This is a genomic window from Sporocytophaga myxococcoides DSM 11118, from assembly GCF_000426725.1.
In the GTDB taxonomy this organism is placed as follows: Bacteria; Bacteroidota; Bacteroidia; order Cytophagales; family Cytophagaceae; genus Sporocytophaga; species Sporocytophaga myxococcoides.
Map to the genome: position 1 here is coordinate 102,079 of NZ_AUFX01000013.1, position 16,822 is coordinate 118,900.

Below are 16,822 nucleotides of genomic sequence, written 5' to 3' on the forward strand. Positions count from 1 at the left end.
TTGATATATCTCTTTTGATTTCTACTTTTTTAAAGATGCCATATCAATAACAAAACGATATCTGACGTCGCCTTTCAGTAAACGTTCATATGCATCATTGATCTGTTGAATACTAATCATTTCTATATCTGAAATGATATTATGTTTACCACAGAAATCAAGCATCTCTTGCGTTTCTGCAATTCCCCCAATCATTGAACCTGCAAAGGTTCTTCTATATGGTATGAGACTGAATGCAGCAACAGACAATGGATGCTCAGGTGCGCCTACTAATACCAATACACCATCAACTCTCAGCTGACCTAAGTATGCATTTACATCATGCTGTGCAGAAACAGCATCCAAAACAAAATGTAATTTACCTGCATAACGTTGCATCTGATTTTTATCTTTGGACAACACTACATCATCAGCTCCAAGACGTTTAGCATCTTCAACCTTAGAAGCTGAAGTAGTGAAAACAATCACCTCTGCACCCATTGCTTTCGCAAACTTCACTGCCATATGTCCCAAACCACCAATACCAACAATTCCCACTTTTTTACCAGGACCTACATTCCAATGCTTCAAAGGTGAATATGTAGTGATGCCTGCACATAGTAAAGGTGCAACAGCTGCCAGATCAAGATTTTCAGGTACATGCAAAACATAGGCTTCATCCACCACAACGCTTTCCGAATAGCCTCCATAAGTCTGTGTACCCAGGTGCTTATCAGGAGAATTATAAGTTGCTGTATTTCCCTCCTCGCAATATTGTTCCAGATCTTCTTTGCAATATTGACACTCTCTGCAGCTATCAACCATACAACCTACAGCTGCATGATCTCCGACTTTAAATTTTGAAACATGCTTTCCTACACTCACGACTTTTCCTACGATTTCATGACCAGGTACACAAGGGTAGACAGTACTATGCCATTCATTGCGAGCAGTATGAAGATCTGAATGACAAACACCGCAATATAGAATTTCAATTTCCACATCATGAGGTGTAGGTATTCTTCGATTTATTTTTATTTGTTGCAAAGATTTATCGGCTGCCGCAGTACCAAATGCCCTGACTTCTTTTGCTTTGACAGAAATTACACCTTCCGCTGTTGTCTTCAGTGTTTCCATATTTATAAGGTTTTGTTTTAAAAAAATATATTTTTATAAATTATTCACCATCCCTGAATCGCTTACACCGACAATAAAAGCAGATTATATCAGTATTGTTATATTGCAGCCAATGATTTCTGATATGGAAGTCAACAAACAGGAAAACAATTTGACCTGTCTTCTATGATTCTTGTCTGAGCTGGCCCTACCTGAATGGATTGTCATCAGCAGAAGGTCCGTAGATTGATGGAACCGGGATTCCATTCATCCTCATATAAACAGTGAGTTGTCCGCGATGATGGATCCAGTGATTGATTGCCTCTGAAATTGATTCTTCCAATTTTTGAGATATCAGGATTTTTCCCTGGGCTTTTAATGTAAAATTCCTGGAAAGGTCATCATCTTTGATTGTTTGTAATGATTTTTTAGCTTTATTTATATTATCCTCAAAATAAGTAACCATTTCCCTTGTTGTCTTAGGGGTGAGTCTTGTAAAGGTGGCCAGGTCTATCTCGCCATTATCAATCATAGAAGCTATCCAAAGCGGTATTTGAGCAACAAGTGTTGTCAGATATCCGAGTTCCATTGATGTTGGATGAGGTTTAAATCCAAATAAATTTTCTGGTATACGTTCAAGGCAATTTCTGGTAGCAGGTACTTCCTTGTCCAGTTCCCTGAGAATAGCATTCACAATAATGGATGACTGCATAGAGTATAAAGATTTGCTTAAAACATATAACTTACAATGCCAAACTTGCTCAAACTAAAATAAATAAGATTAATGTTCATGTCTAACCGGCATTTTACTTATTTCAACTGCTGCTGGCTGGAACTGTTTTGCTTCAAAAAAAAAATATCAACCCTACCTGAATAAACAACATATTTCATGCAGTTAATAACTGATTTCCTTTTAACTAAGACGTTTAATTTCTTTTGTTAAAGTTTGCATTTCAGTCCTGGATTTAGTCAAAGCAATGGCTCTTTTATAATAGCTTATAGCTTTATTTACATCAATTTCTGAATAAAGATAACCTAGTAAAGAATAGTAATGGCTGCTATCCTCCAGATTTAATTTTTCGGCTTCCTTAATTCCTATTTCATTTCCATAAACTTTGGCCAATGCAAACGTTCTGTTCATGGCTGTTACAGGCGAATATTCAATAAGAACAAGTTGATTGTACAATTGCAAGATAAACTCCCATTTGTTTTCATCGGTAGGTGTTGTATGCCAATATGCAATGGTAGCTTCCAGATGATACTTGGAAATTTCATTTCCTTCATAAGCTTTTATTAAATAATGATTACCTTTTTCGATTAATTCATTATTCCATAAACTTTTATCTTGCTGGTCAAGTAGAATTGCATCACCTTCTTCATTTGTCCTTGCGTCAAGACGTGAACTTTGAAAGCACATCAAAGCAAGCATGGCATTGGTTTGTGGAGTATTCGTTATTGGATTTTCAGTAAGAATATAAGTTAATCGAACAGCTTCAGAACAAAGATCTTTTCTGATTGCCTGATTATTTGTTTTTGAAAAGTATCCCTCATTAAACAATAAGTATAATGTTCTCAGAACTCCATCCTGGCGTACTTTGACTTCCTCTTCACTTAATATTTTAATTTGAAAATTATTATCCCGAAGCATTGTTCTTGCTCTATGCAATCGCTTTTTAATCGTCTCTGATTTTGATAACAATGCATTGGCTATTTCGTCCACACTAAATCCACAAAGAATTTGGAGTGCTAGACAAATTTGGGCTTCAGCCGAAATGCTCGGATTACAAACAGAAAAAATCATAACCAATTGGCTATCTGAAATATTCTGACTAGTGAATTCGAAATCAATTTCAGCCTTGTCATCATTAGACTTCAAGACTTCCTTGATTTTATTTTCATAAACAGAATGATGCTTAAAATAATCCTTGGTCTTGTTTTTAGCTACTGTATAAAGCCACGCCGTGGGGTTGTCCGGAGCACCTTTAATCCCCCATACCTCGGAAGCTTTTAAAAAAGTTTCACTCGCAATATCTTCTGCTATTTCGATATGCTTTAAATCAAATGAGTTACAAAGTACAGCGACAATCTTGCTATACTCAGTTCTGAATAAATGCGGTATTAATTCGGCTCCTTCCATAGTCTGGAAAGCCCTTGCCTAGTATAGCAAGGGCTATAATGAAAATTTACAATGCATCAATTTCTCTTACCTCTACATTTCCTCCAATGGAGAATACAGGGCAACCATGTGCAAGTTTCGTTGCCTCTTCTAAAGAAGCTGCCTTTACAACTGAATAACCCAAAATTGACTCTTTAATTTCAGTATAAGGACCGTCTGAAACAACGCTGTCATCTTTTAGCACCTTTCCCGTGTTAACTAATCGATTGCCCCGGTCAGCTAATTTACCTTGAGCTGCAATTCCTGCAACCCAATTCATCCAACTTTGTGTTCTTGCCTGCATCTCTTCTGGTGATGCCTTAGGCATAGCTTTGTAGTCTGCTCTGAAGATCAATAGAAATTCTTTCATTTTATTAAAGTTTTATTGTTATATACCGCAATGACGATTGGAATCTCAAAACGGGGACAAAAGCATATGAACATTTTTTCTAAAAAAAGATTCATGTTATAATAACCTCATCTACTTACACTTAACAATCTCAATTGCATACAAACCTCTGGCAACTGAGATTTGTGCGCCTTCTCTCTTCAATGCAAACTAAAATACTTTTTAAGAATAACAATGTAGGAATGAAAAAGAAATATCACAGATTGATAGTTCTTCGAATAAAAATGACTTAAGCATTTTTTATTCAATAATAGGGAACAGGAACCAGTATTCAAATCTAACTTACCAACTGGTTTTAAAGTATTTATACTAAAAAACTAGATCCACTTACCTTAACAATATATTCAAGTTTGATCAAAAAAACAGTATCATTATAAATAAATGCGTGTCAATAAACTGAAGTGTAGAAAGTACTTTAATGTCATTGTAGAAAGGGCCTAGAAAGAGATAATTTCTTTATAGTTTTCTGAAATAGAGAACAGCACATGAAATACTAACATCTATTTAAGTTTATCATAAACAAAAACTAATTAATTTTTAACTAAATTTAAAAAACTGACACTGTGGTTCGAGATAAATCGCGCCCATTATAATAGAGAGACTATATTTATGAATGATCAAAACCTCAATTTCAAGGCTTACAATGAGCATTATAGTTATTTCCAGCAGTTGCTCCGAACAAACAATATCAAGGATGTTGCTCCAGAAAAAATAGAAAAAAAACATTTTCCGGATGTAAAACAATATGAGGCTCTTTTAAAAATTACGCCTGGTATCATTCTCCTTGTTGATTACTCACAACATAGCTATTTATATCATTCTGAAAATATATCTTTACTGGACCTTGATATTGATTTGATGTATCAGTTTGGAACTACCTACACCTTTTCTCTCTTCCAGAAAGATCACTACGAAATTATGCGCAGTCATATTTTTCCTGAAGTTTACAAGCTCTTCGGTGAATATATTATGAAGGGTGAATGCCATAACCTTCGAATTGCCTATTGCAATAAAATGAGGACACCTTCCGGAGAATATAAATGGTTTATGCATCACCTAAGTGTATTAACCTCTCGTAAAAATGAGCCTGTCGTGGGTTTAAAACATATGATTGAAATAGATCATTTCAAAAAAGATAATGTGATTGACTTTGCCGCGTACATCGTTAATCCTGACAATACGCAAAGCACAATTCTTAAAAAATCGATTAATCCGGATGAAGAATATACTCTGTCTAAAAGGGAAAAAGAAGTTATGGTATTATTGGCTCAGGGTAAGACAAGTAAACAGATTGCGCTTGAGTTAAATATAAGTCATCATACTGTTAACAACCATAGAAAAAAGATGCTTCAGAAAACGAATACAGCTAATGTAACTGAGTTGATGAGTGTGGCTTCTCAAAGGTTAAAATAGCATTTTTACGAATGTCTATCTTAGTGTTTAATACATTGCAATTCTAATTTTAATAAAATGAAACCATTAAACAACTACGTAGAAATCTATAAAGAACAACTTGACAAAGGGGATATTCAGGAAGCATATGGCAGACTGGTGAAATTTGTAATGAAATTGAATTCTTCTTTTTCTAATGATTTAGCTGATAGATACTCTTTTGGAAACCTATTTCAAGGTTATATGGATTATACATACTTCTATTTCAGCGATGACTTTCTAAAGAAACGAAAACTTCGTTTTGGGTTAGTATTAAACCATTCCAAAATGAGATTTGAAATTTGGTTGCTAGGCCAGAATATAAAAGTTCAGGAAAAATATTGGCAAATATTAAAAGACACTAAATGGAATAAAAACAGAACAAGCAGACCTCAATATTCTGTACTTGAAGCTATAATACTCGAGAATCCAGACTTTAATAATTTAGATAAACTCACTCAGCAACTTAAAAAGTCATTGATTAAATTCACAGATGAAATAACTGAACATATCCAAAACTGCAAGTTGGCATAACTTCTCTGTGGTAAAGATGGGACGAACATTTACATTCTGAAAATTCAAAATAATCACAAAGGATATGATGTTTACATATCCTTTATGATTATTAACATTAGCGATTAATTACATCCCTACAATTCCACCTAAACCTGCAGCTATGCCAGATACTACCAGCATTGCAAATAACCACCATCCTGCTTCAGCTGCAAGCTTTCTAGTGTTCTCCGCTTGTTCTAAGGCAAACTCACTAGCTTCTCTTGTTTTACGCCTAATTAAATCCTCTGCTTGATCCACTCTCTGAACTGTATCTGATTTTACATCTTCGAATTTTCGAACTACGTTATTTATTTCAGATTTATTCAATGCTCCGCTAGCAGTTAAAAGTCCAACCAAAGTATTTGTATCCATTTGATTCAACTTCATCTTTAATACCTTTGGTGCCAATCTCGGATTCTGAATCATAAAAATGAGTTCTTTCTTCAAAAGATTATAATCCAATTCAGGTCGATCTATTCTTCTAAACAAATTTTGAAATTTACCTTCTAGTTTGTTCATGTATTCATCCTTTTTTGATGCAAGAGTTTCCTTAACCTGCTCCTTCGTTTCTTCTAATTTGGGTTTAACTATTTCTTTAATTTTAGATGACCGCAATATGGAATTCAAAGCATCTTCCAATTTATCTGCAACATTCAAAGCTTCAGATCTACTTACCCCTTTTTGTTCAGCGACTGCAGTAGCGATGTCATTCTTATCAAATAACTTCCCTTGACTCTTTATTTTTGCAACATCTACATCGTGACTAAATATTTCATCGATCTCTGCTCTCACAATTTCTGGATCAGTGTCAATTGGATTTCTATCCATAACATAATGTTCCATCTCATCTTTTATTTTGGGCAGGTACTCTTCTTTAAATTTAGGAATATATTCTTCCTTAACTTTTGGTAAAACTTCTTCCTTTACATATTCTGAAGCTTTAGATCCAAGCCCCCCTGCCTGTCTGGAAACTCCTGACAATCCTACTCCTGAAAGCGCGCTTTCAAATATTTTATCTAAACTGGATACATCAGTTCTACTGAAAGCAGGCTCCTTCTCAGCTACTTTAATAAATAGTTCCCTGATGTCAGGAGAAACACTACCTTTTTGCTCTATTTTTATCTCATTTAATAGTTCAGCAAGTTCTCTCCTAAACTGATGGGTATCAAACTTTGGTCTTATCTTTTCAATGACATTATCAAACTTCGCACTCATTCCAGGATCTTCCACTAATTGATATACTTCCTCTTTAATTTTCTCAACTACATTACTGTCTCTTTCACTCTGAGACTCATGGCTGGAAAATATTGATCCTGCACCTGAAATTCCTGATTTTATAGCATTGATTGCAGCTCCCCAAACACCACTGATAATGGAACCAAGTGCTCGACTCTCAAGATAAATCATAGTCATACTGAATACAGCCCAAATTACAAGGCCTAGAGTAAAACCTATAGCGTTACTTTCTATCAGTGACAATTTAACAGCTAACATACAAGCGAGAAATAGAGATATAGCCCCTGTGACCAATGTCCATCCGCCTGCCAAAGACATAAATTTGGATGCTACATTTTTAGACTCTTTTTTTTCATCTGGTTCTTCTTCGCTATATCTTTCTCTTTTATTATCTAAATAAGTATTACGCAGAAACCTTTCTGTTTTCTGTTTGATATTACCAATTGATGTGATACCTAATGCTACTGATAAATTTGTCAGTATAAACTGGAAACCCAGTGCCATTAACACTCCTGCCACAATAGTTACAAGAAAGTTTGGATTAGTTATCATTTCTGAATCCAGCAAAGATGAATTGGGACCCAGATCAGATTGGCCATATGTATTTATTGCCAGGACAATTCCAGCTAAAAGTGAAATTAATCCTATAATAGTCTTTTTCATAAATTTTATTATTCAAGTAAATAATATGTCTACTTCAAAACTGCTGTCTTTTTAATATCGTTCGCATATTTATTGAACAAGAGATAACAATTAATCTGTTTTGTATTAGAAAGATGATCTTTTTAAAAAAAATAGAGTCATACTATAATTTTTATATAACATAATAGTGTACCAAGTTCATAAACATTTGTAAAATTAAAATTCATCACATCTAACTTAATTTTTAGCAAACATGTAACAAGCTTTAAGGTTAGTCTAATCTTGATTCTCAACATGATTAAGCATGAAAAAAGAAGATGTGCACCTGTACGATTGGAAAAGAATTTTAATCGGAGAAGCACCCTGGTCCTTTATGCTCGAAGTGTTTATCCGAACAATTATTATTTATATATTTTTAATTATTGCCATGAGAATAATGGGAAAAAGGATGTCTGCTCAACTTTCTATTTTTGAACTTGCAATTGTAGTAATGTTAGGAGCAATTATATCTATACCTATGCAAGTTCCTGACTATGGATTATTAGTAGGTATATTCATCCTTATTATCGCAGTCTTTCTGCACAGACTCATAAATATTATTTCTCTGAAGAATCCATTTTTTGAAAAGCTTACGCAAGGAGAATCATCTACAATTCTGAAAAATGGAGAATTGCAACTAGGGGAAATGAAAAAAGTTTCCTTGTCAAGGGAAAACTTATTTGCCAATTTGAGAAGTAAAAATGTGCAACATCTCGGACAAATAAGCAGAATATATTTAGAACCTACAGGCAACATAAGTATTTTTAAATTCAAGGATATCCATCCTGGATTATCAATTATGCCAGATAGTGACATTGATTTAAAAGGGCATAGCAATATATCGAGCAATTATTTTGCATGTATTAGCTGTGGCAGAGTTGAACAAGGAAAAATATTCTCTAACCAAAAATGTATCAATTGTGGAAGTAAACAGTGGACTGAAGCAATACAATAAATGAAGCCTGAAGAAATTCATTTATACGATTATATCCGAATCCTTTTTGGTGATGTACCCTATGAATATTTTATTGAAGCTTTAGTTAGAATTCTTTTTACATTTACGATCCTGATAATTTCCCTCAGACTAATGGGAAGAAGAATGGCAGCTATGCTGGATATGCATGAACTTTCCGGTCTTGTAGCTCTCGCTGCTGGAATTGGTGTCCCCTTAGGATCACCTGACAGAGGATTATTACCAACAGCAATAATTGCGACAATAGTAATTTGCATGCAAAGATTAATTTTTTCCATCGGTTTTAAAAACAAAAAAATAGAGTTGCTTTTGCACGGAGATATGTCCCTTTTAATTGAAGACGGCACAATAAACCTTACAAATTTAAAGAAGACACTTATTTCAAGAAATCGGATATATGCACAATTAAGATCATTCGGAATCAAAAATATGGGAGAAGTTCAAAGGCTTTATATTGAAAACAATGGTGGCTTTACTCTGATGAAGAATGATGGGCGTTCCCCTGGCCTGTCTATCATACCTAAATATGATATACAATTTGAACAATCAGAAATGAAGCATATTAAAGACACATGTTCTTGTACAATTTGCGGATATACTCGGAAATTAAATGAAGGTTTCGAAAAATGTAACAATTGTGGAAATAATGATTGGGAAGAATCAGTTGTTGAAAATAATCAGGAAAACTTCTGATTTAACCCTCTCTTAAAAAGTTCTCTTTGACAAATACTCACCGAATATTCTTATTGCACATTCTGCAAAATACCTTTGTACTTCATCCCTTTCCTTTAATTCGTATTCTATTTTTTCATGATGAACTTCAGAGATTTCTTCATTGGAAATCCTAGCAATAGATATGTATGCTATAGGCTTATCAGAATCGTTGTTTTCATCAGGCCCCACATAACCTGTCACCGCAATGGAAAAATCACTCATAAATAGTTTTAACGCTCCTATAGCCAATTCCCTGGCTACTTTATCAGAAACACTATTACATTTGATTGCATGGATAGGTTCTACTCCCAGATGCCTGACTTTTTGCCCTATGTTATAAGTTGTTATACCTCCCTGATAAAAATCAATAGCCATTGAAACAGATGCTAAAAGCGCTTGGATATTTCCGCCAGTCACACTTTCCGCAACTGAAACGGTCTGGTTATTGGAGATTAAAATGTCTTTTATCAAATCAAGATCTGAATGTATGGAGCTCATAATACAAAAACTAACGTTTCAATCCTTATATAATAATTTCACACAAGACGTATTGTTTGCGAAGTCGATTAAAGAATAAAAATTGCTTTCTAAAAAATATAGAAACACTATAATTTCTTACTTAAATCTGCAGAAATACAGTTGATAATTGTCTTGATTTATGAATTAGAATTCATTACCTAATTCAAGTTAAGTCTAAATGAAATTCTAAGTTATTCACTTCCATATTGTTTGCTAATAAAGCACATCTTGTCCAAGAGGCAATCTGAAACGAAGTAATATAAGGCTTTGTTCTAACTGGAAGGGATTTAATAAAATATTTTATAAATAGAAACATATGGCAAATGATAAAAAAAATGTATTGATTACTGGAGGAACCAGTGGGATCGGGCTCGAACTGGCAAAGTTATTTGCTCAGGAAGGTTTCGACCTTGTCCTAGTTGCCAGGGACTTTTCAGAACTCCAGGCAATTTCAGTAGAATTTCACCATCAATTTGGCATTCAAGTAATCACTATTGAAAAAGATTTATCAAAAAAAGACGCACCATTTGAAGTCTGTGAAGAAATAAGATCTAAAAACATCCAAATTGATATATTGGTAAACAATGCAGGACAAGGTGCTTATGGAAAGTTTTCTGAGACAGATATAAATCGCGAATTGGAAATCATTCAATTGAATATCGCTGCATACGTTGTACTGACAAAGTACTTCCTAAAAGATATGCTTTCAAGAAATGAAGGAAGGATATTAAATGTTGCCTCAATTGCAGGAAAAATGCCCGGTCCATGGCAATCTGTATACCATGGAACTAAAGCATTTGTTCTTTCCTGGACAGAGGCAATACAACAGGAAATTAAAGATACGAATATAACAATCACATCTCTTCTGCCAGGTGCTACAGCAACTGACTTCTTTCATAAAGCGGATATGGAGGAAGCAACATTGGTACAGAAAGGAGATTTAGCTGATCCGGAACAGGTAGCAAAAGATGGATATAAAGCATTGATGTCAGGAGAACTAAAAGTAGTTTCAGGTTGGAAAAATAAAGCACAAGTAGTCATGAGTGGCATTCTTCCTGATAAAGCTGTTGCAGCAATGTCAGAAAAGCAAAACAAACCTGCTGAATAAAATTCAATGTCCTGCACTGGCAGACAAAACTATTGCAGGACTTTTTAAATTTAAACAGTTCACTTGTAGGAAATTTATCTGTAAAATAAATTAGGTAATAAATGAACTATTATGAGTAGAATATAATAGTTCATATTTAACATTTTTTTTCTTAAAGATTTCCTGTTTGTATATTCTTGACTGATTGTAGATTTCAATATTTCCAGATTTACTTTTTCTTCGGCTTTGATTTTTTTGCAGCCGTTCAATTAACAGAGATGTCATAAATCATCCCGTTTACCGAAACCTTCTCTGAAAAGTGATTGTTCCTTAACAAGCCCTTTAATAAGACTGAATAACTATTTTAATAAAAGATTACGAACGTTTTATTTATACGAATTGTATAAACGTAATCACAACTCAAATAAGAATGAATTTAACTCCATCAGAAGCTCCTCTTACTGAACATCAGGTAAAAAAAGGATTAAACCTGATCGTGAAAGACGGTCTCATGGCAGAAGCAATGGCAACCTTTACAGGTGGTGCGTTTTTAGTATCTTATGCATTAAAGTTGGGAGCATCAAATTTTCAGATTGGATTGCTGGCTTCGATGCCTACTTTAACAAATCTTTTCCAATTACTGGCAATTTATTTGATATACCTGATTGGAAACAGGAGAAAACTTTCAGTAGCAACTTCTTTGTTTGCAAGGCTTCCATTGTTATTTATAAGTCTTATTCCATTTCTATTTTCACCATCTACAGGATTATCTCTCTTGATTCTGTTTCTTTCCTTTCATTATATATTAGGAGCAATAAGCGGCTGTAGCTGGAATTCATGGATGAAAGACCTTGTACCTGAAGATCAACTTGGAACTTATTTTTCAAACAGAAGCCGGCTTATACAAATGTTAAATGTGGCGTTGAGCCTGGCTTGTGCTTTCTTCCTGGATTTTATAAAATCAAAGTTTCCTCAATGGGAAATGAACACATATTCAATTATGTTTTTTCTTGGCGGTCTGGCAGGATTATATGGGGTTTATATCGTATCAAAAGTTCCTGAACCTAAATTAGCAGCTATCAAGACAAATGTATTTAGACTTTTCAAAACTCCATTCAAAGAGAAAAACTTTAGAAATCTTTTAATATTTAATTCATTCTGGGCTTTTGCTGTAAACCTTGCAGCCCCCTTCTTCAGTGTATATCTTCTGAAGATGTTGAATTTACCATTATCTTATGTTATCGGTTTTTCTATTCTTAGTCAGGCAACAAACATTCTCTTTATAAGAGTTTGGGGAAAATACTCTGACAAATACAGCAATAAAACCATACTCAGAATATGCGGTCCAATATATCTGTGTTGCATATTTGCATTTACATTCACAACGATGCCTCATGCACATGGTCTCACACTACCATTGCTTGTTCTGATTTATATGTTTAATGGAATTTCGGTTGCAGGAATAAATCTTTCCCTAACAAACATAGGAATGAAGCTTGCCCCTAAAGAGGGAGAAGCAACAGCATTCCTGACAATAAGAGGTCTGACAAATGCATTCTTTGCAGGAATTGCACCTATCATTGGTGGGTATTTTGTAGACTTCTTTTCAAAAAGAGAATTGTCGTTCAACTTTGAATGGAAAGCACCAGACGGTGATTTCGTCTTACATACATTAAATATTCAAACCTGGGACTTCTTCTTCTTGTTTGCATTCTTATTGGGTATAGTTGCATTATACAGACTATCCTATGTGAAAGAAAAAGGCGATGTACATCAGAAAGTTGTAATAAATGAAATATCCTCAAGCTTCAGAAAGGAATTAAAAAGTAATGCTATGTTCCAGGGAATCAAAAGCATGTTTTATATACCATTTTCATTTTTCTCAATACTTAAGAGAAAGAGAAGAATTTATAAATACAAAGTAAAGAAGAAAGCAACCAGCGGCGTTTCAAAATTGGTTTCTATCTCTGAAAGCCCAAAAGGACATCATTCCAAAGAAAGTAAATTAATAAAAGCTTAACTGAAAATCTCTTTAATCAGGTTTGCACCAATATTGTAAGATTAGGCTCCCGGGATGGTTTAATCAGCTGCTTAACTGCTGACAAAATCACTTCGGGAGTTATCTCTTTCGGTTTATTAACAAAAGACTTTTTATAAGCATAACTAATTATAGTATTTTTGCTTTGCGTATCAAGAGGAACATCAAATGGTAAAACCTCGTGAGGAACACACCATGGAGCATGTTGAGGATTAGTAAGTGCATACAGAACAACAACAGGTGTCTGAGTTGCAGCTGCAATATGCACGCTCCCTGTATTATTCGACACTACAACTTTAGCTTTTTTAATTAAGGAAATAAACTCTCCCAGATTTAATTCTCCTGCTAAATTAAAAACTTTATTATTAGTCTTATTTTCTATAACTTCTGCCAGGTTTCTTTCCTCCTTATTACCTGTCACCACTACTGGCAATCCTAATGAGTTTATCATTAAAAGGGTAGCTTCAGAAAATTTCTCCAGACAGAACATTCTCTTTTCTTCACTGGCTCCGGGGTGTATAACAATATATTCATTTTCCATAATCCCCTTTCTCTTCATTAGTTCTGTCAGGTTTGTATCATAATATTCAGGAAGACAAATATTCAATTCTTTATTTGTGGTAAAACTTCCCGTATATCCTACCAAATCCAGCTGTCTTGTAACTTCATGTTTTATTTCTGTAAGAGGCTCTGTTTCCGGTACCCAGTCAGAAATGAGTTTATAAGGATTTTCACGACAATACCCTAATACTCTTGGAATTCCTGCCAGATGGCATAGCATAGCTGCTGGCAAAGGATTCTGACTATATACTGTAAAAATTATTGCACCATCATACTTTTCGTTTCTCAAGAATTCAATCATTTCTAAAGTTTGCATAGTAGAGATTTCACCTATATTTTTAACCCAAGGTGTGTCGAATACTATGATGCGGTCAATAGTAGGAATAAATTGCGCAATTGCTTTTCCTGAAGAAGAAGTTAGTAAAGTAATTTTTCTCTCCGGAAAACCTTCTTTTAAAGCTTTAAAAGCTGGGGTTGTCATAAGGACATCCCCCATGTTATCCAGACGAATGCACAGTATATTCCTAATATTCTGCCAATCTTTAAAATTTTCCATTTGATTCTATTTACGCATTTATCATACATTTATACAGCTTTAGAAGAAGGGCTGGAATCTTTAATTTTATTTATAATATTCGTTGTCGATTTATCTTCAATAAAACCTACGACCCTCACTTCTCCTCCAAACTCATTTACAATACTTGCTTCAGGAATGATTTTTGTCTTATAATCTCCACCTTTGACAAAAAAATCAGGTTTTATTGCCTGAATTATTTTTGAAGGTGAATCTTCTTCAAAAGATATTATAAAGTCAATTGTTGCTAAACCTGACAATACACTGATTCGATCTTCCAGACTATTTATCGGACGATCCTCCCCTTTAAGTCTTTTAATACTTATATCACTATTTAAGCCTACAATTAATATATCACCGAAACTCTTCGCCTGATTTAAAAGATCTATGTGTCCCTTGTGAAGAATATCAAAGCAGCCATTAGTAAAAACAATTTTTTTTCCGCTTACTCTGAATTTTTCAATTTTGCCAACAAGGCTTAACAACGAATTGAAATATTTTGGATTTCCACTAAAATAGCCTTTCAGTTCCTCAGCGCTGCAGCTACATGTTCCTTCTTTCTGAACAACAATTGATGCTGCAGCTGAGGCAATTTCCAAGGCTGCTTTGGCATCATTTTTACAACACAAAGAAAGTGCGAATGCACTTATAAATGTATCTCCTGCGCCTATGGCATTTCTATTGTCTCCAGGTATAGCTTTAATCCAAAAAGGTTCTTTACCTTTTTCAAATAAGAAAGATCCATCTGCATCCATTGTAGATATTACAACTTCAGCACCTGTAACTTCAAGCAATTTTTCACCTTTGACAGATACCTGTTTAATTCTGGCATTGTTAGTTATTTTAGAAAGATTTAAAAGGGTTACAGTCTCTTCATAATTTGGCTTTACAGCCTTAGGCTGTATGGATTTAAATTTTTTTAAATCTTTTGAGTCTATGACGAATATTTTTTCTTTTTCTGACTTTAGTTTCCTTAGATGCTTTATAACTGATTCAGTTAAAATTCCATACCCATAGTCAGAAAGTATAACAGCGTCAACACTATGATAAATCTTTTTTATTCTATCATATAATACTGATTCGGTTTCCGAAGAAATAGAATCTGTATTTCCTTCGTCAATTCTTAGAAGTATCGAGGATGATGCGGTGACTCTCCTTTTTGATAAAGTACTTCTATTTTTTTCCTGGATAATATAATCGGTATTAATCTTATTACTTTTAAGTACATCGATAAGCTCTTTACCATCATTATCTTTACCGAGCACTGTAATAAAAATTACCTCAGCACCTAATGCTGAACAATTTATTGCTGTATTGGCAGCTCCGCCGCATTCGTGAATTTGCTCTTCAACATTAATAATAGGAACCGGAGCTTCCCTGCTAAGACGCTCAGAATAACCTTTTATATATGTATCGAGAATGGCATCTCCAACGATCAATATTTTTTTACCCTCAAAATTCCCTATCAAATTATAGTATTGATTATTCATACCTTAAGCTTTCTGTTTAAATCAACAATACTTTCCAATGCATCTTTCAAATTCTCAGCAACAAAGTCTGGTCTCCTATATGGACCTAACAGCCATTCTGTTTCATTCCCATTGTTTATGAGTATCGTTTTACAACCGGCCCTGCTACCTGCTTCCACATCATTAAGAATATCTCCTATCATCCATGAATTGGATAAATTTATATCATGAATGTTGGCCGCTGTTAATATCATGCCTTCTTTAGGCTTTCTGCAACTACAGTCTCTTCGGTATTCAGGGTGAGTACTACCTGGATGATGAGGACAATAATAATAACCATCTAACCGGATTGAAAATCGATTTAAATAGGTGAATAAATATTCACCTACATTTTTAACTTCTTCTTCTTTGCAATATCCCAGGCCAACTCCAGACTGATTGGTAACCACTATAATTTTAAACCCCATGTCCTGTAATTCTTTTAGCCCCTTAAACGCATTTTCAAAAACAACAATTTTTTTTGTATCCACATTGTAGGGAATGTCTTTTATCAGTGTCCCATCTTTGTCAAGAAATATTGCCCTTTCCATACCAGTATGTTATTAAGGCCATGAAGTTTCACGCATTGGAATAACCATTACTTCAGGAATAACAGATCCTTCAGGCTGCATCAAAACATGTCTTACAGTAAATGCAACGTTTTTCGGATCTTGTAACAGGTTAGGATCTACATCAGGGAAGCGTTCAAGAATAAAAGGTGTCTGCATACCTCCAGCTACAACAGCAGTAACTTTTAGATTGTCTTTTCTTGCTTCGACATGCAAGGCATGACTAAAACCTAAAAGTCCCCATTTACTTGCATGGTAAGCTGATGCGTTTGCCCAGGTTCTCTTTGCTGCTGTTGATACGATATTTACAATATGCCCTTTACCATTTTTTAGCAAATGAGGATAAGAAGCCTTTGCAACATTAAAAGGTCCGGAAAGGTTTACCTTGATTACCCGATTCCATTCTTCATAAGTCAGCTCGTCTACTGATTTGGTATAGTCAACACCAGCATTATTAATGACAACATCCAGCTTCCCATGATCCTTAATAATTGCAGCAATTACATGCTCCACATTTTCCTGATCACCGACATCCATTTTATAGTCACATGCTCTTCCTCCCGAGCTATTGATTTCGTTTACAATTTTTTTAAGATTATCCTGGTTTATATCAACGGGGATAATAATTGCATCATCAATGGCTAACATCTTACCTATTGCCGCTCCCAGCCCCTGACCCCCTCCAGTTACGAGAATTACTTTATCCTTTAGCATAAC

Annotated in this window: 16 protein-coding genes; 6 read left to right on the plus strand and 10 right to left on the minus strand. The window is 34.5% G+C overall.

The window, feature by feature from the left end; all coding sequences use genetic code 11:
• Window positions 1-21 precede the first annotated feature (21 nt).
• From K350_RS0116615 to K350_RS0116630, 4 genes are all read right to left on the minus strand, one after another.
• Window positions 22-1,116: an NAD(P)-dependent alcohol dehydrogenase gene (locus K350_RS0116615; protein ID WP_051313222.1), complete on the minus strand. Its 1,095-nt coding sequence runs from the start codon at window positions 1,114-1,116 to the stop codon at window positions 22-24.
• 187 nt (window positions 1,117-1,303) lie between these two features.
• Window positions 1,304-1,807, minus strand: a complete 504-nt coding sequence (locus K350_RS0116620; protein WP_028980874.1) for a DinB family protein — start codon at window positions 1,805-1,807, stop codon at window positions 1,304-1,306.
• A gap of 201 nt (window positions 1,808-2,008) precedes the next feature.
• Entirely contained in the window at window positions 2,009-3,232 is a 1,224-nt protein-coding gene (locus K350_RS0116625) for an RNA polymerase sigma factor (RefSeq protein WP_028980875.1), read from the minus strand.
• Between the two features lie 46 nt (window positions 3,233-3,278).
• On the minus strand, window positions 3,279-3,620 hold the full coding sequence (locus tag K350_RS0116630; protein WP_028980876.1) for a YciI family protein: 342 nt from the start codon (window positions 3,618-3,620) through the stop codon (window positions 3,279-3,281).
• A 648-nt stretch (window positions 3,621-4,268) separates the two neighbouring features.
• On the opposite strand from K350_RS0116630, the gene K350_RS33000 reads away from it, so the two are divergent.
• Window positions 4,269-5,072 carry a helix-turn-helix transcriptional regulator gene (locus K350_RS33000; RefSeq protein WP_028980877.1) on the plus strand — a complete coding sequence of 268 codons (804 nt, stop codon included), beginning with the start codon at window positions 4,269-4,271 and terminating at the stop codon, window positions 5,070-5,072.
• A gap of 57 nt (window positions 5,073-5,129) precedes the next feature.
• The gene (locus K350_RS0116640; RefSeq protein WP_028980878.1) at window positions 5,130-5,624 is read left to right on the plus strand and encodes a DUF7000 family protein; all 495 of its coding nucleotides are present in this window, start codon (window positions 5,130-5,132) and stop codon (window positions 5,622-5,624) included.
• Between the two features lie 108 nt (window positions 5,625-5,732).
• Here K350_RS0116640 and K350_RS0116645 read toward each other — a convergent pair whose 3' ends face one another.
• Window positions 5,733-7,544 carry a hypothetical protein gene (locus K350_RS0116645; RefSeq protein ID WP_028980879.1) on the minus strand — a complete coding sequence of 604 codons (1,812 nt, stop codon included), beginning with the start codon at window positions 7,542-7,544 and terminating at the stop codon, window positions 5,733-5,735.
• Between the two features lie 283 nt (window positions 7,545-7,827).
• Here K350_RS0116645 and K350_RS0116650 point away from each other — a divergent pair, with 283 nt between their 5' ends.
• Window positions 7,828-8,517, plus strand: a complete 690-nt coding sequence (locus K350_RS0116650) for a DUF421 domain-containing protein (RefSeq protein WP_028980880.1) — start codon at window positions 7,828-7,830, stop codon at window positions 8,515-8,517.
• Window positions 8,518-9,228 carry a DUF421 domain-containing protein gene (locus K350_RS0116655; protein WP_028980881.1) on the plus strand — a complete coding sequence of 237 codons (711 nt, stop codon included), beginning with the start codon at window positions 8,518-8,520 and terminating at the stop codon, window positions 9,226-9,228. It abuts the gene before it with no gap.
• A 12-nt stretch (window positions 9,229-9,240) separates the two neighbouring features.
• On the opposite strand, the gene K350_RS0116660 is transcribed toward K350_RS0116655, so the two are convergent.
• A complete protein-coding gene (locus tag K350_RS0116660; RefSeq protein ID WP_028980882.1) occupies window positions 9,241-9,747 on the minus strand; it encodes a CinA family protein in 507 nt (168 codons plus the stop codon).
• A 337-nt stretch (window positions 9,748-10,084) separates the two neighbouring features.
• On the opposite strand from K350_RS0116660, the gene K350_RS0116670 reads away from it, so the two are divergent.
• Together K350_RS0116670 and K350_RS29210 are read left to right on the plus strand one after the other, a co-directional pair.
• Window positions 10,085-10,876, plus strand: a complete 792-nt coding sequence (locus K350_RS0116670) for an SDR family NAD(P)-dependent oxidoreductase (protein ID WP_028980883.1) — start codon at window positions 10,085-10,087, stop codon at window positions 10,874-10,876.
• A 409-nt stretch (window positions 10,877-11,285) separates the two neighbouring features.
• The gene (locus K350_RS29210; protein WP_051313223.1) at window positions 11,286-12,875 is read left to right on the plus strand and encodes an MFS transporter; all 1,590 of its coding nucleotides are present in this window, start codon (window positions 11,286-11,288) and stop codon (window positions 12,873-12,875) included.
• Window positions 12,876-12,891: 16 nt separating this feature from the next.
• Here the strand turns inward: K350_RS29210 and K350_RS29215 are convergent, their stop codons facing one another.
• Genes K350_RS29215 through K350_RS0116700 form a run of 4 tightly spaced genes read right to left on the minus strand, consistent with a single transcriptional unit; the run spans window position 12,892 to window position 16,819 of the window.
• Window positions 12,892-14,010: a glycosyltransferase family 9 protein gene (locus K350_RS29215; protein ID WP_051313224.1), complete on the minus strand. Its 1,119-nt coding sequence runs from the start codon at window positions 14,008-14,010 to the stop codon at window positions 12,892-12,894.
• Between the two features lie 29 nt (window positions 14,011-14,039).
• Window positions 14,040-15,518 (minus strand): D-glycero-beta-D-manno-heptose 1-phosphate adenylyltransferase, encoded by a 1,479-nt coding sequence (gene rfaE2, locus K350_RS0116690; protein ID WP_028980884.1) that lies wholly within the window; start codon window positions 15,516-15,518, stop codon window positions 14,040-14,042.
• Window positions 15,515-16,087 (minus strand): D-glycero-alpha-D-manno-heptose-1,7-bisphosphate 7-phosphatase, encoded by a 573-nt coding sequence (locus K350_RS0116695; protein WP_028980885.1) that lies wholly within the window; start codon window positions 16,085-16,087, stop codon window positions 15,515-15,517. The genes rfaE2 and K350_RS0116695 overlap by 4 nt, the downstream gene beginning before the upstream one ends.
• 12 nt (window positions 16,088-16,099) lie before the next feature.
• Window positions 16,100-16,819 (minus strand): SDR family oxidoreductase, encoded by a 720-nt coding sequence (locus K350_RS0116700; RefSeq protein WP_037576091.1) that lies wholly within the window; start codon window positions 16,817-16,819, stop codon window positions 16,100-16,102.
• Between the last annotated feature and the right edge of the window lie 3 nt (window positions 16,820-16,822).